This is a genomic window from Thalassospira sp. MIT121401 (assembly GCF_047125595.1).
GTDB classification, from domain to species: domain Bacteria; phylum Pseudomonadota; class Alphaproteobacteria; order Rhodospirillales; family Thalassospiraceae; genus Thalassospira; species Thalassospira povalilytica.
The window spans coordinates 2626945-2648121 of the sequence record NZ_CP138926.1 but is presented as its reverse complement, the minus strand read 5'-3'; the positions used below and the strand labels follow the sequence as shown (position 1 = coordinate 2648121).

18 protein-coding genes are annotated in these 21177 nt (G+C 54.4%); 9 read left to right on the top strand and 9 right to left on the bottom strand.

The window, feature by feature from the left end; genetic code table 11:
• Positions 1-234: 234 nt before the first annotated feature.
• From SIB88_RS12135 to tpiA, 6 genes are all read right to left on the bottom strand, one after another.
• Positions 235-588 (bottom strand): FtsB family cell division protein, encoded by a 354-nt coding sequence (locus SIB88_RS12135; protein ID WP_068518962.1) that lies wholly within the window; start codon positions 586-588, stop codon positions 235-237.
• A 342-nt stretch (positions 589-930) separates the two neighbouring features.
• On the bottom strand, positions 931-2202 hold the full coding sequence (eno, locus tag SIB88_RS12130) for a phosphopyruvate hydratase (protein WP_068518961.1): 1272 nt from the start codon (positions 2200-2202) through the stop codon (positions 931-933).
• 103 nt (positions 2203-2305) lie between these two features.
• A complete protein-coding gene (kdsA, locus tag SIB88_RS12125) occupies positions 2306-3163 on the bottom strand; it encodes a 3-deoxy-8-phosphooctulonate synthase (RefSeq protein ID WP_068518960.1) in 858 nt (285 codons plus the stop codon).
• A gap of 78 nt (positions 3164-3241) precedes the next feature.
• Positions 3242-4870 carry a CTP synthase gene (locus SIB88_RS12120; RefSeq protein WP_068518959.1) on the bottom strand — a complete coding sequence of 543 codons (1629 nt, stop codon included), beginning with the start codon at positions 4868-4870 and terminating at the stop codon, positions 3242-3244.
• A gap of 125 nt (positions 4871-4995) precedes the next feature.
• Entirely contained in the window at positions 4996-5331 is a 336-nt protein-coding gene (gene secG / locus SIB88_RS12115; RefSeq protein ID WP_068518958.1) for a preprotein translocase subunit SecG, read from the bottom strand.
• Positions 5332-5428: 97 nt separating this feature from the next.
• On the bottom strand, positions 5429-6184 hold the full coding sequence (gene tpiA / locus SIB88_RS12110; RefSeq protein ID WP_101246304.1) for a triose-phosphate isomerase: 756 nt from the start codon (positions 6182-6184) through the stop codon (positions 5429-5431).
• 331 nt (positions 6185-6515) lie between these two features.
• Here tpiA and SIB88_RS12105 point away from each other — a divergent pair, with 331 nt between their 5' ends.
• Complete coding sequence (locus SIB88_RS12105; protein WP_412558164.1) at positions 6516-8408, top strand: peptidyl-prolyl cis-trans isomerase; 1893 nt, start codon at positions 6516-6518, stop codon at positions 8406-8408.
• A gap of 85 nt (positions 8409-8493) precedes the next feature.
• Entirely contained in the window at positions 8494-9993 is a 1500-nt protein-coding gene (gene trpE, locus SIB88_RS12100) for an anthranilate synthase component I (RefSeq protein ID WP_412558163.1), read from the top strand.
• A 77-nt stretch (positions 9994-10070) separates the two neighbouring features.
• On the opposite strand, the gene SIB88_RS12095 is transcribed toward trpE, so the two are convergent.
• Positions 10071-11297 (bottom strand): divergent polysaccharide deacetylase family protein, encoded by a 1227-nt coding sequence (locus tag SIB88_RS12095; protein WP_412558162.1) that lies wholly within the window; start codon positions 11295-11297, stop codon positions 10071-10073.
• A gap of 281 nt (positions 11298-11578) precedes the next feature.
• Between SIB88_RS12095 and SIB88_RS12090 the strand changes: the two genes are divergently transcribed.
• The 5 genes from SIB88_RS12090 to lexA all read left to right on the top strand — a co-directional run bounded on the left by SIB88_RS12090 (position 11579) and on the right by lexA (position 15378).
• On the top strand, positions 11579-12151 hold the full coding sequence (locus SIB88_RS12090; protein WP_412558161.1) for an anthranilate synthase component II: 573 nt from the start codon (positions 11579-11581) through the stop codon (positions 12149-12151).
• Between the two features lie 33 nt (positions 12152-12184).
• The gene (gene trpD / locus SIB88_RS12085; protein ID WP_114113316.1) at positions 12185-13219 is read left to right on the top strand and encodes an anthranilate phosphoribosyltransferase; all 1035 of its coding nucleotides are present in this window, start codon (positions 12185-12187) and stop codon (positions 13217-13219) included.
• The gene (gene trpC / locus SIB88_RS12080) at positions 13216-14013 is read left to right on the top strand and encodes an indole-3-glycerol phosphate synthase TrpC (RefSeq protein WP_412558160.1); all 798 of its coding nucleotides are present in this window, start codon (positions 13216-13218) and stop codon (positions 14011-14013) included. The genes trpD and trpC overlap by 4 nt, the downstream gene beginning before the upstream one ends.
• A gap of 19 nt (positions 14014-14032) precedes the next feature.
• Positions 14033-14512, top strand: coding sequence for a cyclic pyranopterin monophosphate synthase MoaC (gene moaC / locus SIB88_RS12075; protein WP_068518950.1), 480 nt, complete (start codon positions 14033-14035; stop codon positions 14510-14512).
• Positions 14513-14670: 158 nt separating this feature from the next.
• The gene (gene lexA / locus SIB88_RS12070) at positions 14671-15378 is read left to right on the top strand and encodes a transcriptional repressor LexA (RefSeq protein WP_228195566.1); all 708 of its coding nucleotides are present in this window, start codon (positions 14671-14673) and stop codon (positions 15376-15378) included.
• Between the two features lie 105 nt (positions 15379-15483).
• Here lexA and SIB88_RS12065 read toward each other — a convergent pair whose 3' ends face one another.
• Complete coding sequence (locus tag SIB88_RS12065) at positions 15484-17454, bottom strand: ComEC/Rec2 family competence protein (protein WP_412558159.1); 1971 nt, start codon at positions 17452-17454, stop codon at positions 15484-15486.
• A gap of 321 nt (positions 17455-17775) precedes the next feature.
• Between SIB88_RS12065 and gltX the strand changes: the two genes are divergently transcribed.
• Both gltX and SIB88_RS12055 read left to right on the top strand, forming a co-directional pair.
• The gene (gene gltX, locus SIB88_RS12060; RefSeq protein ID WP_228195568.1) at positions 17776-19182 is read left to right on the top strand and encodes a glutamate--tRNA ligase; all 1407 of its coding nucleotides are present in this window, start codon (positions 17776-17778) and stop codon (positions 19180-19182) included.
• Between the two features lie 111 nt (positions 19183-19293).
• A complete protein-coding gene (locus SIB88_RS12055; RefSeq protein ID WP_068518946.1) occupies positions 19294-20601 on the top strand; it encodes a citrate synthase in 1308 nt (435 codons plus the stop codon).
• A gap of 113 nt (positions 20602-20714) precedes the next feature.
• On the opposite strand, the gene SIB88_RS12050 is transcribed toward SIB88_RS12055, so the two are convergent.
• Positions 20715-21155 (bottom strand): VOC family protein, encoded by a 441-nt coding sequence (locus tag SIB88_RS12050; protein WP_412558158.1) that lies wholly within the window; start codon positions 21153-21155, stop codon positions 20715-20717.
• Between the last annotated feature and the right edge of the window lie 22 nt (positions 21156-21177).

The window sequence follows — 21177 nt, the reverse complement described above, 5'->3', positions numbered from 1 at the left end:
TGCATTCATTATCAATGCAATCAACCGATCCGGCCAGTTTTCCGACTATAAACCAGAAGTCAGTTTAAACAATACCTTACCGGCAAACGATCATTGCTGACCAGATTTCACAACCAGGAATTTCTTTGATTTTTGATGTGACAGCGCGCCGCAACGGCCAATTGCCCCGCCCAAACACGGGATACCATGCCCCCGGATTCTCTGGGCGGATGCGACCCGCAGTTCGGGAACAGATCAGTTGGTGTGGGCAGCGATGGTGGTCATGTCCTGATAACCGTCATGATGAAAGATGATGACGTCATCGGGATGTGCGGCATTCAACATCGCACGCGCGCGTTCATCGAGAAGATCGGGATCAAGATGATTGGCGCGCAAGGAAATGACATGTTGTTCAAGCTTTTTGCGGCGCTCGGTCGTTTCATCAAGCACCTTGGCAATTTCGGTCACCCGGTCCTGCATCGACCAGTAGGTCAGCAGACCACGTTCACCTTCCACACTGTGAAAGATGAAATATGCCATGACTGTAAATGCGATGACCGGCGCGACTGCCTGTTGCAGACGACGAAAAACCGGTGAGTGTGACGACATTTACCCTTGCCCCTTGCGCGGAAACGCGACTTTGACCGCATCACTGACCATTTTGAAACCAAAACAAGAAAACAACATACGTCATTTCCATTTGTCTTCAGCAACTTGCCTTAGAACAAAGTCATATATCGGCCAATATTACGCACCAAGTAACACAGACATTGGTAAAAATAGCGTTAAACGGCACCCTCAAGCACCGCAATTTACGGTCAATCAGATAGTTCTGATTTACTGTTTTCCACTGTCAGTCAGCCCGCAAAACGCCATCGAAACGAAAAACGGGATGCACCAGCACATGGCGCATCCCGCAGAAATCCGGTGATATGAAATCACCCGTTCCGGTTATTTCAGGATCGAACGACCCGGATAGTAGGCACCGGCATCAAGCATCTCTTCGATGCGGATCAGCTGGTTGTATTTTGCCATACGGTCAGAACGCGACAGCGAACCGGTTTTGATCTGACCACAGTTGGTCGCAACAGCAAGATCAGCAATGGTCGAATCTTCGGTTTCGCCCGAACGGTGCGACATGACCGCGGTGTAACCGGCACGATGAGCCATTTCGACAGCTTCCAGCGTTTCAGAAAGCGTACCGATCTGGTTCACCTTGACCAGGATCGAGTTGGCCACGCCTTTTTTGATGCCATCAGCCAGACGTTTCGGGTTGGTGACAAACAGGTCATCACCGACAAGCTGGGTCTTGGCACCAATGGCGGCCGTCAGTTCAGCCCAGCCATCCCAGTCGTCTTCGGCCATACCGTCTTCGATCGAGAAGATCGGGTATTTGCCAACAAGGTCGGCCCAATATTTTACCATGCCGCTGGAATCAAGGGTCTTGCCCTCGCCCGCCAGAACATATTTGCCGTCTTTGTAGAATTCGGTCGATGCCGCATCAAGGGCCAGAACGACGTCTTCTTCCGGGCGGTAGCCGGCAGCTTCGATCGATTTCATGACATAGCTGATGGCAGCTTCGGTCGATGCGATGTTCGGCGCAAAGCCGCCCTCGTCACCGACGTTGGTGTTCAGACCATCTGCCGACAGTGCCTTTTTCAGGTTGTGGAAGATTTCCGCACCCATGCGGATCGCGTCAGAACCGGTCTCTGCCGACACCGGCATGATCATGAATTCCTGAACATCGATCGGGTTATCGGCGTGCTCGCCACCGTTGATGATGTTCATCATCGGGACCGGAAGCGTACGGGCAAAGGCACCACCAACATAACGGTAAAGCGGAAGACCTGCGTCCTCAGCAGCCGCCTTTGCGGTCGCAAGTGAAACACCAAGAATGGCATTGGCACCCAGACGGGACTTGTTATCCGTGCCGTCGAGTTCGATCATGACATTGTCGACAGCAACCTGGTCTTCGGCATCCATGCCGACAAGCGCTTCGAAAATCTCACCATTGACCGAAGCAACAGCCTTGGTCACGCCTTTGCCAAGATAACGGTCTTCCTTGTCGCGAAGTTCAACAGCCTCGTGGGCACCGGTGGATGCACCCGACGGAACGGCTGCACGACCAAAGGCGCCATTTTCCAGAGTTACATCAACTTCGACCGTCGGGTTACCACGGCTGTCAAGGATTTCGCGGCCGCGAATATCGATAATAGCGGTCATGACAGAAACGTTCTCCTCACTGGTAGGAACCATGCCTTTTTGTCAGGCATGCAGGTTACAGCAAAAAAGAATGCCGCCAATGACGATTGGCGGCATTTGAAAATCATGCGTCAAACATATCCAGACGAACCGGATTGGCTTTTGCCACTTTGTCCAGTTCCATCAGGACCGAAAGAACTTCGGGTAATTTGTTCAACGGGATTTGGTTCGGGCCATCCGAAATGGCCGTTGCCGGATTATCGTGGGTTTCGATAAACAGTGCTGCGATACCAACCGAAACGGCTGCGCGGGCCAGAACCGGCGCGAATTCACGCTGGCCGCCGGACGACGTGCCCTGCCCGCCTGGCTGCTGAACCGAATGGGTTGCATCGAAAACAACTGGATAGCCCTGACGGGCCATGGTGGGAAGTCCGCGGAAGTCCGTGACAAGCGTGTTATAGCCAAAGCTGGTCCCACGATCACAGAGCATAATATTGTCATTGCCGGTCGCGGCAAGATTGTTCGCCACATTGGCCATGTCCCAAGGTGCCAGGAACTGGCCCTTTTTGACATTGACCGCACGACCGGTTTTGCCCGCCGCCTGCAACAGATCCGCCTGACGGCACAGGAATGCCGGGATCTGAAGAATATCGGCAACTTCGGCAACCGCCGCACACTGGTCCGGCAAATGCACATCCGTCACGATCGGAAGACCGGTGACCGATTTGACCTCTGCCAGGATATCAAGACCTTCGGACAGACCTACACCGCGCTTGGATGTGGTGCTGGTGCGGTTCGCCTTGTCAAACGAGCTTTTGTAAACCAGACCGATGCCGAGCCCTTCGGACAGTTCCTTAAGGGCTGCGGACATTTCGAGTGCATGTTGACGGCTTTCGATCGCGCACGGCCCGGCCAGAACGGCAAAGGGCTTGTCATTGGCGATTTCGATATTGCCGACTTTGACAGTTTTAATTTCGGTCATTGCGATGACTTTCATTCAAGCATTCGGCCATTCACGCATACAGCACGCGGCCATTCGCGCAATCAGACTGCGTGTCAATTATACCAGACGGCTGCGCTCTTTGGCGGCCTTGATATAAGACACGAACAGCGGATGCGGGTCGAGCGGACGCGAACGCAGTTCCGGGTGGAACTGGACACCGATGAACCACGGATGATCCGGGTATTCAACGATTTCCGGCAAACGACCATCCGGCGACAAGCCCGAGAATTTAAGACCTTTTTCCTCAAGCTGCGACATGAAGTTTACGTTAACTTCATAGCGATGGCGGTGACGTTCCAGAACGGTTTCACTGCCATAGATGTCGCGTGCACGGGTGCCGTCAACCAGCTTGCACTCATAATTGCCCAGACGCATGGTGCCGCCAAGATCATCTTCGCCGGTACGACGTTCAACCGAACCGCCATCCTTTGCCCATTCGGTCATCAGACCAACAAGCGGGGTTTTGGTCGGGCCGAATTCGGACGAAGATGCGTCCTTGAGACCGGCAAGGTTGCGGGCTGCTTCCAGAACAGCCATCTGCATGCCAAAGCAGATGCCGAAATACGGCACCTTGTTTTCACGGGCGTAGCGTGCTGCGGCAATCTTGCCTTCTGCGCCACGTTCGCCAAAGCCGCCCGGAACCATGATCGCATCAAGCTTGGACAGGATTTCGTTGACGTTGCCTTCTTTTTCCAGCTCGTCAGACGCAATCCATTCCAGATTGACGCGGACCTTGTTGGCGATACCGCCATGGGTCAGGGCTTCGGTCAGGGATTTGTAGGCATCGGGAAGCTGGATGTATTTGCCAACGATACCGATGGTGACCTCACCTTCCGGGTTGCGGATGGTGTTGCAGATGTTTTCCCACGGTGCCAGATCCGGGTCCTGGGCCTGAAGACCGAAGTGATGGAGAACTTCGCTATCAAGACCATACTGGTGATAGCTGATCGGCACCTGATAGATGTTATCGACATCATAGGCCGGAATGACTGCTGCTTCGCGGACATTACAGAAACGCGCGATCTTGCGGCGTTCATTGATCGGAATTTCACGATCACAACGGCAAAGCAGAATATCAGGCTGAATACCGACACTTTGCAGTTCCTTGACGGAATGCTGGGTCGGTTTGGTTTTCAGCTCGCCAGCGGTCGAGATATAGGGCACCAGGGTAAGATGCATGAACAGCGTGCGACCATCACCAAGGTCGTTGCCCATCTGACGGATCGCTTCAAGGAATGGCAGACTTTCAATGTCGCCAACCGTGCCGCCGATTTCGACAAGCACAAAATCCTCGGTCGCGTCAGACTGAACGAATTCCTTGATCGCATCGGTGATGTGCGGAATGACCTGGACGGTCCCGCCAAGATAATCACCGCGGCGTTCGCGGGCGATCACGTTCGAATAGATGCGCCCGGTGGTCACGTTGTCGGAACGGCGCGAAGAAACGCCGGTAAAACGTTCATAGTGACCAAGATCAAGGTCGGTCTCGGCACCGTCTTCGGTCACATAGCATTCGCCATGCTGGTACGGGCTCATGGTGCCCGGATCAACGTTGATATACGGATCAAGCTTGCGCAGACGAACTGTAAAGCCGCGTGCCTGTAACGAAGCACCCAAAGCAGCGGAAGCCAGGCCCTTGCCCAGCGAAGAAACAACGCCACCGGTAATAAAGATATAACGAGTCATTTCTTTGCCTCATCTCAAAGCACAAAGCCTCGGTTCAATGCCGTTTAGTGCATCACGAACCGGGGAATACAACAATCAAAAATTGAGGCGGCAAGTTTGCCGCCTCGTGTCGTCGGTTAATTTGTTTAGCGGGTCGGAGCCGCGGGCCCGGTATCCTCGGCGGGTTCAGTAACCGCCGGGGCCGAAGCCGGTGCCTGTTCCAGAATGGAAGCTGGCTTGGTGTGGCTGTTGGACTGCAGTGCAAGAATGATGCTGGTGATCATGAATGCACCTGCCAGAATCGCAGTGGTACGGGTCAGCAGGTTCGCAGCGCCGCGTGAACTCATCACGCCGAAGCCACCGCCTCCGCCGCCGCTGTTACCGCCGATACCAAGCCCACCGCCCTCGCTGCGCTGCACGAGAATGACGGCAATCAAGCCAAGCGCAAGAAGAAGGTGGATTACCAGAATGACTGTTTGCATGGTCTCGAAACTCTTGTCCTAACTTCCGATCCGAACGCAATTTGGCCCGGATCGGGCATAAATTTGATGCGTATTTAACGCGTTTTATGGCTGTTGGCTAGGCGCAAGTTTCAATAATTTTCCAAAAATCTTCAAGCTTGAGGCTCGCCCCGCCGACAAGCGCGCCATCGACATCTTCAAGGGCAAGCAATTCCGCCGCATTGGACGGCTTGACCGAACCACCGTAAAGAATCCGGAATTCGTTCCCATCGGCAAAGCGTTTGACAAGCTCGGCACGGATCGCGGTGTGAACTTCGGCGACTTCGGCAACACTTGCGGTGCGTCCGGTTCCGATTGCCCAGACCGGCTCATAGGCGATCACGGTATTCTTTGCGGTTGCCCCGTCCGGAACCGAAACAGCCACCTGCCCGTTTACAACAGACAGGGTCGCACCAAGATCGCGTTCCTGTTCGGTTTCACCGACACAAACAACAGCAACCAGATCGGCATCATGTGCGGCGATGGCCTTGCGACGGATATCCGTCGAACTTTCACCATGATCAGCACGACGTTCCGAATGACCGACCAGAACATACCCAGCACCGATATCAGCCAACATGGGTGCAGCAATATCACCGGTATGCGCACCCGATACGGCTGCGTGGCAATCCTGGCCACCAACGCCAACTGCACTATCCTTGGTGACGCCAACCACATCAGACAGCAGTGTCGCGGGCGGACAAACAAGAATATCGCAGCCCAGAGTTCCCTTTTCGGATGCCTTTGCAGCAAGTCCGGATGCCAGCGCAAGACCATCCGCACGCAAACAGTTCATTTTCCAGTTTCCGGCGATCAGGGGACGGCGTTGGGTCATGGGAAGCTACCTCGTGCTGGTCGATTTCAGATAAATTCCTTTGATAACAATTCGATATTGCATCAATGGCAATCGTTACGAATTGTTACAGGATCAATTTCGAAGCGGCTTTTAGCATGTCCACCGCACCGGGCCAAGTCCCGGAAAACACGCGTTCATGCATTTCGTTTGGAATTGCAATGATCTTCTATGCAATCGGCTGTTGCCGCTGTTACCTCTCGCCATTAAGATGCCCGGCAATTTCGTCGGGATTTGCGTCCCTGGGCGATCATAATTAAAAGCTGTCGATACATTATATCGACACCAAACCACGAATTGTTAGGCTTATCATATGCTTGCTGGCATTCGCACATTTTCGAAATCAATCTTTGCCAAAGTGATCTTTGGCGTGATTGCACTGAGCTTCGTTATCTGGGGCCTGAACGCATCGATGCTGAATCTTGGCACATCGCGTGAAGTTGCCGAAATCGGCAGCCAGAAGATCACCCCGGTCGAACTGGAACGCGCCTTCCAGCGCAGCGTGCAGAATATGCGAAATGTATTCGGCCCGAATTTCAACCAGCAACAAGCTGTCCAGATGGGTCTTCTGAACAATACGGTTCAGTCGCTTGTCTCGCAGAAGGTGCTGCGTGAAGACGCCAAGGATATGGGGATCGGTATCAGCGACGATAAAGTCCGCGATACCATCTTTGCGTCGGACAACTTCAAGGACCCGACCACCGGCCAGTTCAGCCGCGACCGTTTCCTTCAGGCTCTTTACACTGCGGGCTACACCGAACAGGAATTCATCGAAGGTGTTCGTGGTGATCTGATGAGCCAGCAGGTTGTCGGCAGCCTGACCGGCACGGCGGCTGTTCCTGAAATGCTGGCAAAGCAGATTGTTGCCTATCGTAATGAGCAGCGTCGCGGTTCGTTCTTTGCCCTGAATGGTGCAGAGTTCGATGATATCGCCGTTGCAGATGACGCCACCCTTCGCAAATTCCACGAAGACAATGCAGCGCAGTTCACGGCACCGGAAAGCCGTGACGTAACGCTTGCAACGCTGAGTGCTGCGGACCTGATTGCGACGGTCACTGTTACCGAAGACGAAATCGCGGAGTCCTACAAGCAGCGCGAAGCCGAATTCCAGACCCCGGAAAAGCGCGTTGTCGAGCAAATCCTGTTTGCGCCGGGTGATGAACAGTCCGCACGCGAAGCTTACAAAAGCCTTCAGGGCGGTGCCGATTTCATGGAAACGGCCAAGGAAGCCGGCATGGATGAGTCGATGGTCAAGCTTGGCGAATTCACCGCCAACGACATTTTGCCTGATCTGAGTGCCGCGACCTTTGCCCTGCCCGAAGGCGGTTTCTCCGAACCAGTTGAAACAGCACTTGGCTGGCATATCCTGCGTGTGACGTCGGTAACGCCGGGCAGCGTTCAGTCGCTTGACGAAGTCCGCGACGAGATTGTCGACGGCATCAAACAGTTCAAGGCCGAAGACGCGATCTATGATCTGGCGGCCAATTTTGACGAGGAACTGGGTGCTGGCACCCCGATCGAAGACGCAGCACGCGATGTCGGTGCAAAGACCTACAAGCTTAACGGTATTGTCCGTGGCGAAGGTCTTGCCGGCGAAAACATCGACGGGGCTGACGAGATCAATGAAAAGATCTTCGAGCTTGAAAACGGCGAGGAAAGCTTCCTTGAAGAAACCGCATCGGGCACCCGTTATGTTGTCCGGGTTGAAAATGTCACGCCGTCGGCATTGCGCCCGTTCGAAGATGTCCGCGAAGATGTCATTGCCGCCTGGAAGTCCGAAGAACGCCAGAAACTGATGGTTGCCAAGGCCGAAGAACTTGCCAACAGCGTCAACACATCTGATGCCGACCTTTCAGCAGTTGCATCGGAAAATGGCGCATCGGTCAAGGAAAGCGGCCTGACCAAGCGGACCGGACAGGGCCTTGGTGCCGATGTCAATCCGGCGGTGGCAGCAGCCCTCTTCACGCTTGAAGACGGCAAGGCCAAGGCAATCCAGACCGGTGAAGACGTCCTGGTTGTGCGTCTTGACGAAATCAAGCAAGCCAATGTCGAAACCGCAGATGCCCAGCCGGTCAATGATGAACTCAAACAGGCGATCAATGAAGATATCCTGTCACAGTATCTTGACTATCTGCGTGATGAAATCTCGGTCACGGTCAATAACAGCGTGATCAACGGGCTTTACGCCCCGTCCGCTGCAAACTGACAGCCACACAAAAGGGCGACCGGTTGATCCGGTCGCCCTTTTTCTTTTATGACATTTACGACCAAGACCAACATTTGGATAGACCATGGAAATCAAACCGGATTTCAACAGCTTCAAGCAAAATTACGATAACGGCGTCTCGCAGGTTCTCTGGACCGCGTTGACAGCAGATCTGGATACGCCGGTTTCGGCTTTCCTCAAGATCGCCGAAGGCATGCCCAATACCTATTTGCTTGAATCTGTTGAAGGCGGCGCTGTTCGCGGTCGGTATTCGTTTCTGGGCCTTAAACCCGACCTGATCTGGCGGTGTTTTGGCCACAAGGCCGAACTGAACCGCCGTGCGATGGCCGATGCCGACGCCTTCGTTGACGAAGCCGAAGCCCCGCTTGAAAGCCTGAAAAAGCTGATTGCCGAAAGCCATATCGAGCTGCCCGACAACCTGCCGCCAATGAGCGCCGGTCTGGTTGGCTATATGGGTTATGACACGGTTCGCCTGATGGAAAAGCTGCCAGACAGCAACAAGGATGAACTTGGCGTACCTGATGGCATTTTCATTCGCCCTACCGTCACGGCAAGCTTTGACACCATCGAAGATACCGTAACCGTCGTCACCCCGGTCCGCCCGGAAGACGGCATTGATGCCAATGCGGCTTATGATCTGGCCTGTGCGCGTCTGAATGACGTGGTCATGCAGTTCCAGCGCAATCTGTTCATCGATCGCCGTTCCAAATCCGTGCCCGATACCCTGCCCGACCCGAAGGTCAGCGTGGATGAAGCCGGATTTTATGACATGGTCGACAAGGCCAAGGAATATATCCGGGCTGGCGATATTTTCCAGGTGGTGCTGTCGCAACGCTATACGCTGCCCTATCAGTTGCCGCCTTTTGCGTTTTATCGTGCGCTGCGCCGGATCAACCCGTCACCTTTCATGTTCTATCTTGATATTGGTGGTTTCCAGGTGGTCGGCGCCAGCCCGGAAATTCTGGTGCGTCTGCGCGACGGCGAAGTCACCATTCGCCCGATTGCCGGAACACGCCGGCGCGGCAAAACGCCAAAAGATGACAAGGTCATGGCCCAGGACCTTCTGGATGATCCGAAAGAGCGATCCGAGCATCTGATGTTGCTTGATCTTGGCCGCAATGATGTCGGGCGCGTGTCAAAGCCGGGCACCGTGCGCGTCACGGATCGCGAACAGATCGAATATTATTCCCACGTCATGCATATCGTTTCCAATGTCGTCGGTCAGATTGACGACACGAAATATGACGCGATGGATGCGCTCAAGGCCGGCTTCCCGGCCGGAACCGTATCGGGTGCCCCCAAAGTTCGGGCCATGGAAATCATTGATGAACTGGAATCGGTACGGCGCGGCATTTATGCCGGGTGTATCGGCTATATCTCGGCTGACGGGTCAATGGACACCTGTATCGCGCTGCGCACCGCCGTCATCAAGGACGAGAAAATCCATATTCAGGCCGGTGCGGGGATTGTCGTCGACAGCAAACCGGAACTCGAACACAAGGAATGCCGCAACAAGGCCGGTGCCCTGATGGCCGCGGCCCGCGAAGCATACCGGTTCGCGTAATATCCAAGCTGATCAAATACCAAAGGGCCGCAATCATTTGCGGCCCTTTTAATGTCTGCATTTTTCAGAATATCAAACTAACCGGTTACGCTTTGTGATGACCGGCGCAAGATATCCGTGACCGGTACAAGCACAAAGCCGCGTGCTTCGATTTCGGGTATCCATTTTTGAAGGGCACTGATCGTCAGGTCACGGGGATGTCCAATGGCAATCGCATATCCCTGTTTGGCTGCTACACGTTCGGTACGCGCCAGCATTTCTGCGATTTTTTCCGCATCATCCGCATCATCGATGAAAACGTCGCGTGTGATGGCGGGAACGCCGAATTTGTTGGCGGTCGAATAGCCTACCGATGTGGCGCTTGTACGCGAATCAAGGAACATCAATCCGCGCGACTTCATGACTTCCATCACGATCCGCATCCGTTCCGGATCGGATGTGAATTTGCTGCCCATATGGTTGTTCACACCGACATAACCGTCAAACCGGTCAAGCATCCAGTTCATTTCACTGAGGATTTTTTGACGATCATAGGTCGCAAGCAGCGCGTGCGGCCCCGGATCCACCGCAGCAGATGACGGCTCCATCGGCATGTGAAGCATGACCTCGTGCCCGGCAGTGCGTGCGGCATTGACTTGCGGCTGCAAATCGCGAGCATAGGGCAAATAGGAAATCGTGATCGGTCCGGGCAGTTTGACCGTGCGCGCGGTGCGCGGCTGGTCCAGACCGGCATCATCAATCACGATTGCAATGACCGGTTTTTGCCCGGCATCGGGGGCAAGGGCCGCAAATTTGCGCCAGGGCACAGAATTGTCTGTCGGCGTAGCAGTTGTCAGCGCCGGGCTATCCGTACCGCTTTCACCTGGCAAGACCGATGTTTTGGAGTCTGGTTTCGGGTTTTCGACGAAATCGGACAGGTTTTGCCCACCCTGCCCCTGATTTTTGGTCTGATTTGCCGTCTGGCGCCCGTTTTCATCAATCAGATAGCCTGTGCGTCCCTGAATGCCCGGGGGCGGTGTGTCGGGAAGCTGATAATCCTTGCGCAGCATCGGCTTTGTTTCGGGTGCCGCAAGTGTGTAGTCAGGCGCACGCTGATCGGATGCACGGCCGAACTCGTCGGACGCGCGGTCAAGTTCAAGCATGCTGCCAACGGCAATAATGGCCGACAGCGTTCCCGCAACAAAGGCACCGCCCAGCATCAGGCGGCCAATGCCACCCGATTTCTTTTTCGGTGCAGCTTTTTTGCGGTTGGATTTTTTGGGTGCCGCCTTTTTTCGTTTGGCGGTCGTTGCCCGGCGTGCCACGCGGTGGTCTCCAGTATCGTTTTCTGGGTCGCTCGTCGGCGCTGCGAATATGACCTTCGCAGCTCCTTCCCATATGGTGATTATAGACCGATCATGTCGGATATTGTCGGATATTGTCGGGATGTTTTAAATCGGTGCTGGTTAGCACCGGGTTAAGAGATCCTTTAAGCGCGGGCGACAACAACCGGCTGTAGGAAAAAACCCTTACCCTGCTTCCGCTTGACGTAGCGGCAAGGGCGTTTATTCTCTGCCGACCTTCATGTGCACAGGCGCCTTTTCCGATGTATCTCCTCATCGATAATTACGACAGCTTCACATTCAATTTGTGGCATTATCTGCGCGAACTCGGCCCCGAGGTCGAAGTGCGCCGCAATGATGAGATTTCCGTTAGAGATGCTCTTGCTCTCAAGCCCGAAGGCATTGTGATTTCACCTGGCCCCTGTGATCCGGAACGCGCGGGTATCTGCCTTGATCTGATCAGGGAGGCAGCCGGCAAGGTCAAACTTCTGGGCGTGTGCCTTGGCCATCAATCCATCGGGCAGGCTTTTGGCGGCAAGGTTGTTCGCGCCCCCGAATGCATGCATGGCAAAACCGATGCCATGAACCATTCAGGTGCCAGCGTCTTTGCCGGCCTTCCAAGTCCGTTTGAAGCAACGCGTTATCATTCTTTGGTGATTGAACGCGAAACTTTGCCTGACAGTCTTGAAATCACGGCCGAAAGCGCGGATGGTCTGATCATGGGCGTTCGGCACAAAACCCATCAGATACATGGCGTTCAGTTCCATCCCGAAAGCATCGCATCGGAACATGGCCACGCATTGTTAAAGAATTTTATCGACTTTACCGGCGCCTGAAACCGCACCGGACCGCAAACCGAGGAAACCCGAATGTCGACTGATAATGATCTGAAGCCAATTCTGGCCAAAGTCGCAGATGGTGAAAAGCTGACCGAAAGCATGGCCGAACAGGCCTTTAACGTGCTGATGTCGGGTCAGGCAACCCCGTCGCAGATGGGGGCTTTCCTGATGGGGTTGCGCATTCGGGGCGAAACCGTTGACGAAATTACCGGGGCAGCACGTGTCATGCGTGAAAAGGCCACCGGCATCATTGCCCCGGAAAATGCGGTTGATACCTGTGGCACTGGTGGTGATGGCAGCGGCACCTTCAATATTTCAACCGGTGCGGCGATTGTTGCCGCCGCCGCAGGTGCGACCGTTGCCAAACACGGCAACCGCGCGGCATCGTCGAAATCGGGTTCGGCTGATGTTTTGATGGCGCTTGGTGTCAATCTTGATGCCGATATGAAATTGCTGGAAAAGGCCCTCCGTGAGATTGGGCTGTGCTTCATGATGGCGACCCGTCACCATTCGGCGATGCGTCACGTGATGCCGACCCGCGTTGAAATGGGCACACGCACGATCTTTAACCTGCTGGGTCCGCTTGCCAACCCGGCAAAGACCAAACGCCAGGTTCTTGGCGTCTTTGCCAAGGAATGGGTCGAACCGGTTGCCCATGTGCTCAATCGCCTTGGATCGGTTCATGCATGGGTGGTTCATGGCCACAGCGGTCTTGATGAAATCTCGACCACGGGCCCGACCTTTGTCGCCGAAGTCAAAGACGGCAATGTCACCACCTTTGAAATTTCCCCTGGCGATTTCGGGTTTGAGACAGCAACGCTTGATGACCTCAAGGGCGGCGATGCGGATGTGAATGCCAAGGCCATTCTTGACCTTCTGGCAGCGAAAAAAGATGCCTATCGCGATATCGTTCTGATGAATGCCGGGGCGGCACTTGTGGTGACCGGCGTTGCCAGCGATCTTGCCGATGGCATCAAAAAGGCATCCGAAGCAATTGATAGCGGCAAGGCCGCAGAAACGCTTCAGGGTCTTGTCACCATTACCAACGAAGGAAACGCAGCGTGAGCGACGTTCTTAAGAAAATCTGCGACGACAAACGCGAACACGTTGCCGCCTGCAAGTCCCGCAAAAGCCTTGGCACGCTTGAAGCCGAAGCCAAAGCCCAATCGGCACCGCGCGGCTTTATCAAGGCCCTTGAAACCAGTGTTGCCGATGGCCGTTATGGCCTGATTGCCGAAATCAAGAAAGCATCCCCGTCCAAGGGACTGATCCGCGCCGATTTCAATCCGCCGCAACTGGCAAAGGCCTATCAGGCTGGCGGGGCAAGCTGCCTTTCGGTTCTGACCGATGTGCCCTATTTCCAGGGGGATGACAGCTATCTTGTCGCGGCGCGCGCGGCTGTTGACCTTCCGGCATTGCGCAAGGATTTCATGGTTGATCCTTACCAGATCACCGAAGCACGCGCCTTGGGGGCCGATTGCATCCTTTTGATCATGGCGGCCCTTGAAGACGGACTGGCTGCCGAACTTGAAGATGCGGCACACAGTCTTGGCATGGATGTTCTGATCGAAGTTCACAACGCGCCGGAACTTGAACGTGCCCTGAAACTGAAATCGCGTCTGGTCGGGGTCAATAACCGTAACCTCAAGACCATGGAAATTTCGCTGACCACGACCGAGGAACTGGCTGGCATGGTCGATAGCGACCGTCTTCTGGTCGCCGAAAGCGGATTGTTCACGCCCGAAGACCTTGCACGCATGGCCAAGGTTGGTGCGCAGTGCTTCCTGATTGGGGAAAGCCTGATGCGTCAGGATGACGTGGCTGCGGCAACCCGCAACCTTCTTGGCCTTGCGGCCTGACCTGGGACTGGCAAAGCACATGACAGACAAGCTTTCCCATATTGATGCCGGTGGCAACGCCGTGATGGTGGATATTTCGGACAAGGCCGATACCACCCGCATTGCCATTGCCAAGGCACGGGTATTGATGTCTGCGCAAACGGCAAAGCTGATTGCCGATCGTGGCCATAAGAAGGGTGATGTTCTTGGCATCGCACAGCTTGCCGGGATCATGGGAGCAAAAAAGACCCCCGATCTGATCCCGCTTTGCCATCCCCTGCCCCTGACATCGGTGACGGTTGATCTTGAACTGGCCGATGATGTTGACGGGGTCGATATCACCGCGACCTGCAAGACCACCGGCAAGACCGGTGTCGAGATGGAGGCCTTGACAGCGGCCTCTGTCGCAGCCTTGACCGTGTTTGACATGTGCAAGGCTGTCGACAAGGCCATGCAGATTACCGATATCCGCGTCACCCGCAAGGAAGGCGGGAAATCGGGGACTTTCATCGCCGATTAGGGTGTTTGCGAGCGGGCGACCACCATTCAAAACCCGTAATTATGGCCTGAATTACGGCCAATCCGTTGTTTTTGGCCCGACGCGCTTGACCCGACAAAAGAACTAAAGTAGAACATTTATGTATCCTTTTTGTTCTTGCTACAGGTTCGGGAAATATCATGCTGACGCGCAAGCAATATGAGTTGCTGGTCTATATTGACAATTACCTTCGCGATCACGGTATCTCGCCCTCTTTCGATGAAATGAAAGAGGCCCTGAACCTTAAATCCAAATCGGGGATCCATCGTCTGATTACCGGGCTTGAGGAACGCGGTTTTATCCGCCGTCTTGCGCATCGCGCCCGTGCGCTGGAAGTCATCCGGCTTCCGGAAAACAGCGATGATGACGCCCCCGAAACCCCGAACAACGTCACATCCATTGCCAGTGCGCGCAAAGCCCCCCATCGTCCGGCAACCGTGCCCACGGCCTTTGCCGAAACCGGTGAAGCTATTTCGCTTCCGCTTTATGGGCGAATTGCTGCGGGTACCCCGATCGAGGCATTGCGTGATCAAAGCACCATGGTTCAGGTGCCCGCTGCCCTTTTGGGATCAGGCGATCATTATGCACTTGAAGTATCCGGTGATTCCATGGTCGAGGCCGGCATCCTTGATGGTGATACCGTCCTGATCCAGCGGTGCGAGCAGGCCCATGATGGCACGATTGTCGTTGCGCTTGTCGATGACAGCGAAGCGACCCTTAAGCGCCTTAAACGCGGGCGCGGTGAGGTTCTTCTGGAACCGGCCAATGCCCGGTATGAAACCCGTGCCCTGTCACCGGATCGCGTGCGTATTCAGGGTCGTCTGGTCGGGTTGCTGCGTCAGTATTAAGCCACCAGCAACTGCACACACAAAATCGCCCGCTGTGATTTTCACACGGGCGATTTTGTGTATTCGGGATCAGTGCATCCGGCCCGGTCCAGGCACGGCCACTGATTACCGTTGCGATGGAGCAGCTTTGCCGCCAATCACGATCCATGGCCAGTGACCGGATATTGCCCGCACGGTTTCAAATGACGACCTTCCCTGATCAAGCTTAGCCGTATCAAGGGCGACACCGCCCTGCCACCACAAGACGCCATCATCAATCATCACCCGCGCCCCGGCCTGGCGACAGGTTCGGATTGGCAAATCGTTTTTTAGCGTAATCACAAGATCGGCATTGCGACAGGCATAGAACGGATTGGCCAGACTGGTTGCGACAATGGTCCTAGTTTCATTATCACCAACGCCAGTGACCACAAGACACGGATCGTTTTTACAATACCTTATTCTTGTGGCTTCATCTTCCGGACGGATGCCAAAACGGCTCATCCACAGGGATTTTTGGAAATCACCAAGCCCGTCGGCCAAATGCAGGATTTCCTGTTCCCTGTCATAAACGGCCCAGCTTTCCTGATCACCCGATACAAGAACATCCGGAGTTTGGTGGGTCACCTGCGCAATGATGGCGATGATCAAAAGCGGCCCGGAAACTACAAGGGCAATCTGATCGCGCCAGATCACGGCCCACGCAATCGCCAACAACAAACAGGCGGTTGCCACATCACCGAGCCCGGCCACATACCACAACCCCCATTCCTGGGCGGCGACAAGGGATGCTGTTTTGATCAGAACAGTCAATCCGGGCGCCATCAGCGCAAGCACACCGCCCGCCAACCCGAATGGCATGAATGCCAGCGTCAGTACAATTAACGGCATCACCCAGAATGCCATTATCGGAATGGCAACCAGATTGGCAACAATGCCAAGCACCGATATCCGCCCGAAATGAAATCCGATAATCGATGCCGTCACAACCGTCACAATGACACTGGTGATCAAAAGCCCCGCCATATAGACCACAAGACGTTCATGCCACGGACGTCCGCCATGGCGGTCAAGCCAACGGCGCCCGGGCCCGTCATAAAAGGCAACAAGTGCCCCGACAGCAGCAAAGGAAAGCTGAAAACTGGCACCAAGTACCGCATCGGGCCTTAACACCAGAACAACCAGTGCGGCCACACCCACCAGCCGTAAAGATATGGCACGGCGATCAAGCAACAGGGCAATCCATACCACCAGCAACATCACAAAGGCCCGCTGCGTCGGCACTGTTGCCCCCGACAATCCGAGATAAATGAACCCCGCCCCGGCGGCCGCGAGTGCCGCCCATTTTTTGACCGGATAGCGCAATGCGATCCCCGGTATCGCAGCCAAACCCAGACGCACCAGAAAGAAAACGGTTCCGCACAGCAACCCCATATGCAATCCGGAAATCGCCAAAAGATGGGCCAGCCCGGATTTCCTCAGATCCTCGGCAATTTCAGCAGTGACATCGCCGCGTTCACCGATGATCAATGCTTTGGCAATCCCGGCCTCGGGCGCGGTTACGTATCGATTGATCACGTCGGATATTTTCTGACGCAGGTGTTCAACAACGTATCCTATACCATTGTTTTCATAAGCATCCTTCTCGCTCAACACTTCGAACTGACGACCGAATGCAAACCCGGTTGCGCCGATCTGGCTGAAATAAAGGTTGCGCGCGAAATCGGGATCACCGGGAACCGACGGCGGGCGCAGTGGAAACAACCGTGCCTTTACGCGCACCTCATCACCGATCGAAAGCGCGCTGTCACCGAGAAAACTGAGCCGAACATTCCAGTCGATCTGATCATTGGAAAGACCCTGAATATTTGTCGGATCAAGGGTAACGCGCATGCGACTGCCGCGGGGCTCAATACCGATGACAGTTCCGATGATTTCGGTCGAATAAAGGGTTCTGGTCGGGATATTTTCCGGTCCCAGTTCCGTATGCAGGGCACTGATCAGACAACCTACCGTGATACTGGCCATCAGTTGCATCAAAAATGCCAGCCAGGCTTTGCTGCGAACCATCCAGAACGCGCAGACCGAAAGAATCACGGCAACTGAAATCTCTGCAACGGAAATGCGCGCAGGAAGCAAAAAATAAAGGGCGCATCCCAACCCAAAGAAGATAACAGATGACAGAAACCATTTATTTCTTTGGCTTGTAACAACAAATATGACTTGCGAGAAAAACCCCACAAGTCTTTGTTTTTTAATACTTCTTGTAAAAGTATTACGACGAATGTCCAATAGCCCGCCTTAAGCTTAGTTTCTATCTAACATCGGCTGTGGTGCAACAGCGTGTCATTTGTGCTATAGCCTGCACGCCAAAAGTCCATACGACAAGCGACAACATCCAGATAGCGGATAGATTGAATGACGGTTGTTACCCGTTTTGCCCCGTCTCCGACCGGGTTTTTACACATCGGCGGCGCACGCACCGCCCTTTATAACTGGCTTTATGCCAAACACACCGGCGGCAAATTCTTGCTGCGTATTGAAGATACCGATCGCGAACGTTCAACGCCCGAGGCCGTCGAAGCCATTTTTGACGGACTCAACTGGCTTGGCCTGACCGCAGACGATGAACCGACCTTCCAGTTCGCCCGTCGCGACCGCCATGCCGAAGTTGCACAACAATTGCTGGATGCCGGCAAAGCATATTATTGCTATTGCACGCCCGAAGAACTGACCGCGATGCGCGAAAAGGCCCGCGCCGAAGGTCGCCCGATGAAATATGACGGCACCTGGCGCGACCGCGATCCCTCAGAAGCCCCGGAAGGTGTAAAACCTGTCGTGCGTCTCAAGGCGCCGCAGGATGGGGACGCCGTGATCAATGATCAGGTCCAGGGTGAAGTCCGTGTCGCCAATGAACAGCTTGACGATTATGTCATTCTGCGTGGCGACGGCACCCCGACCTATATGCTTTCGGTTGTTGTTGATGACCATGATATGGGCGTTACCAACGTCATTCGCGGTGACGATCATCTGACCAACGCGTTCCGCCAGAAGGCGCTTTATGACGCCATGGGCTGGGATGTTCCGACCTTTGCCCATATTCCGCTTATTCACGGGCCGGATGGTGCGAAACTGTCGAAACGTCACGGTGCGCTGGGTGTTGATTCCTATCGCGACGAGATGGGTTTCCTGCCGGAAGCCGTGAACAACTATCTCCTGCGTCTGGGCTGGGGCCATGGCGATGATGAAGTCATTTCCCAGGAACAGGCCATCGAATGGTTCGACATCAAGGATGTTGGCAAGGGTGCGGCACGTTTCGACTTTGCGAAGCTGACAAACCTTAACGGCATTTACATGCGGCAGGCCGATGATAAACGGCTTGTAGACGAGATTTCCCAACGGGTTGCGACCATTATTGGAACCGATGCAATTGATGCAGCGCAAAAAGAAATCTTGATCAATGGCATGTCAGGCCTTAAAGAAAGGGCCAAGACACTTATCGAGCTCGCCGAATCTTCGGCCTTCTATGTTACTGACGGCGTATTGTCCGTTAACGAGAAAGCTCAGTCCCTGATCGATAGCGCACCTGAAGGTCTGTTTGCAGAATTGGCCAACAGTCTTGAAGCGCTTGAAAGCTGGACCGAAGAGAACGTTGACGCATGTGTTCGTGCAACTGCCGAGAAACTTGATCTTAAACTCGGAAAAGTTGCGCAGCCCTTGCGGGCGGTGCTTACCGGTTCCAATTCTTCACCAGGCATCTTCGAAGTAATGATCGTGCTTGGCAAAGAGCAAACGCTGAAACGCATTCGACATTTCGATGCATAACAACAGCGAATTATAAAAAACTAATAGTCTGTTTGCGCTTAATGCGCCGCAGCATTATGCTGCACCCAACTTGAAACCGTGTTCGTTCAAACAGGGAAGGAAAAATAAGTCATGGCTCAGAATTCCAAGACTTCCCACACCGTAACACTGACCGACAATGCCACTGGCAAGTCGTTCGAGATGCCGGTGATTGAGGGTAGCGTAGGCCCGTCTGTTATCGACATTCGCAAGCTGTACGCTGAAACTGGATATTTTACCTATGATCCGGGCTTCACTTCGACCGGCTCCTGCCAGTCCGAGCTGACCTATATTGACGGCGACGTAGGGATCCTGCGCCACCGTGGTTATGCGATTGACGATCTTGCAGAAAACTCCGACTTCCTGGAAGTCTGCCATCTGTTGCTGTACGGGGAACTCCCGAACGCCACCCAGAAGGCACAGTTCGAAAACGACATCACCATGCACACCATGGTGCATGAGCAGATGCGCAATTTCTATAACGGCTTCCGCCGTGACGCGCATCCGATGGCCATCATGTGCGGTGTCGTTGGCGCAATGTCTGCTTTCTATCATGACAGCACCGACATCAATGATCCGCAGCAGCGTCTGATCTCGGCTTATCGCCTGATTGCGAAAATGCCGACCATCGCAGCGATGGCATACAAATATTCGATCGGTCAGCCGTTCCGTTATCCGAACAACAAGCTGGGCTTTGCTGAAAACTTCCTTCAGATGATGTTCGGCAACCCGTGCGAAGAATACGAAGTCAATCCGGTTCTGGCCAAGGCAATGGATCGTATCCTGATCCTGCATGCCGACCACGAACAGAATGCTTCGACTTCGACCGTGCGCCTTGCCGGTTCTTCGGGTGCGAACCCGTTCGCTTGTATTGCTGCTGGTATCGCGTCCCTGTGGGGCCCGGCACACGGCGGTGCGAACGAGGCGGTTCTGGTGATGCTTAACGAAATCGGCGATGTGAAAAACATTCCGGAATTCGTTGCAAAAGCAAAAGACAAGAACGATCCGTTCCGTCTGATGGGCTTTGGTCACCGCGTTTACAAAAACTACGATCCGCGCGCCAAAGTCATGCAGGAAACCTGCCACGAAGTTCTCAAGGAACTCAACATCAGCGATCCGCTGCTTGACGTTGCTCAGGAACTCGAACGCATTGCACGTGAAGACGAGTACTTCATCGAGAAGAAACTCTATCCGAACGTCGACTTCTATTCGGGCATCATCTTCAAGGCGATGGGTATCCCGGTCAGCATGTTCACCGTGCTGTTCGCGGTTGCACGTACCGTCGGCTGGATCGCCCAGTGGAAAGAAATGATCGAAGATCCGTCGCAGAAAATCGGTCGTCCGCGTCAGCTGTTTACCGGCGTCGCAGAACGTCCGTTCGTTCCAGTCGACAAACGCTAAGTCGTACCGACGACGATCTGAGCAAGATCAAAAAAAAAGGCCCGGAGAAATCCGGGCCTTTTTGCATTTCAATTCCGGTGAACAGGTTTTGGCTGTTCGCCAGATATAGCGTGTCACCAGCTGCCGGTATTTTCCATGCTTGCCCATGGTTCGGCCGGCTCAAGGTTGCCGCCCTTCTGAAGGAATTCAATCGAAATTCCGTCCGGCGAACGCACAAACGCCATGCGGCCGTCACGCGGCGGACGGTTAATGGTAACACCGGCATCCATCAGCTTCTGACAAGTCGCATAGATGTCATCGACCTCATAGGCGAGATGGCCGAAATTGCGCCCACCGGTATAGCTTTCCGGATCCCAGTTATAGGTCAGTTCAAGTTCCGGGGCCTTGGTTGCCTTGGCACTTTCGATATCAGCCGGCGGAGCCAGATAGATCAGGGTGAAACGCCCCTGCTCGCTCTCGATACGGCGGGTCTCTTTCATGCCAAGCAGATCGCAATAGAATTTCAGCGATTCATCGACATTTTCGACACGCACCATCGTGTGCAAATAACGCATAGCAATGTCTCCGTCATGGATT

Excerpts from the sequence above, each read along its gene's own strand:
- gltX (WP_228195568.1), top strand. The coding sequence starts at position 17,776 with ATGACGGTTGTTACCCGTTTTGCCCCGTCTCCGACCGGGTTTTTACAC.
- SIB88_RS12135 (WP_068518962.1), bottom strand. The coding sequence starts at position 588 with ATGTCGTCACACTCACCGGTTTTTCGTCGTCTGCAACAGGCAGTCGCG.
- moaC (WP_068518950.1), top strand. The coding sequence starts at position 14,033 with ATGACAGACAAGCTTTCCCATATTGATGCCGGTGGCAACGCCGTGATG.
- SIB88_RS12090 (WP_412558161.1), top strand. The coding sequence starts at position 11,579 with ATGTATCTCCTCATCGATAATTACGACAGCTTCACATTCAATTTGTGG.
- trpE (WP_412558163.1), top strand. The coding sequence starts at position 8,494 with ATGGAAATCAAACCGGATTTCAACAGCTTCAAGCAAAATTACGATAAC.
- lexA (WP_228195566.1), top strand. The coding sequence starts at position 14,671 with ATGCTGACGCGCAAGCAATATGAGTTGCTGGTCTATATTGACAATTAC.
- SIB88_RS12105 (WP_412558164.1), top strand. The coding sequence starts at position 6,516 with ATGCTTGCTGGCATTCGCACATTTTCGAAATCAATCTTTGCCAAAGTG.
- eno (WP_068518961.1), bottom strand. The coding sequence starts at position 2,202 with ATGACCGCTATTATCGATATTCGCGGCCGCGAAATCCTTGACAGCCGT.
- tpiA (WP_101246304.1), bottom strand. The coding sequence starts at position 6,184 with ATGACCCAACGCCGTCCCCTGATCGCCGGAAACTGGAAAATGAACTGT.
- SIB88_RS12120 (WP_068518959.1), bottom strand. The coding sequence starts at position 4,870 with ATGACTCGTTATATCTTTATTACCGGTGGCGTTGTTTCTTCGCTGGGC.
- trpD (WP_114113316.1), top strand. The coding sequence starts at position 12,185 with ATGTCGACTGATAATGATCTGAAGCCAATTCTGGCCAAAGTCGCAGAT.
- kdsA (WP_068518960.1), bottom strand. The coding sequence starts at position 3,163 with ATGACCGAAATTAAAACTGTCAAAGTCGGCAATATCGAAATCGCCAAT.
- SIB88_RS12055 (WP_068518946.1), top strand. The coding sequence starts at position 19,294 with ATGGCTCAGAATTCCAAGACTTCCCACACCGTAACACTGACCGACAAT.
- secG (WP_068518958.1), bottom strand. The coding sequence starts at position 5,331 with ATGCAAACAGTCATTCTGGTAATCCACCTTCTTCTTGCGCTTGGCTTG.
- SIB88_RS12050 (WP_412558158.1), bottom strand. The coding sequence starts at position 21,155 with ATGCGTTATTTGCACACGATGGTGCGTGTCGAAAATGTCGATGAATCG.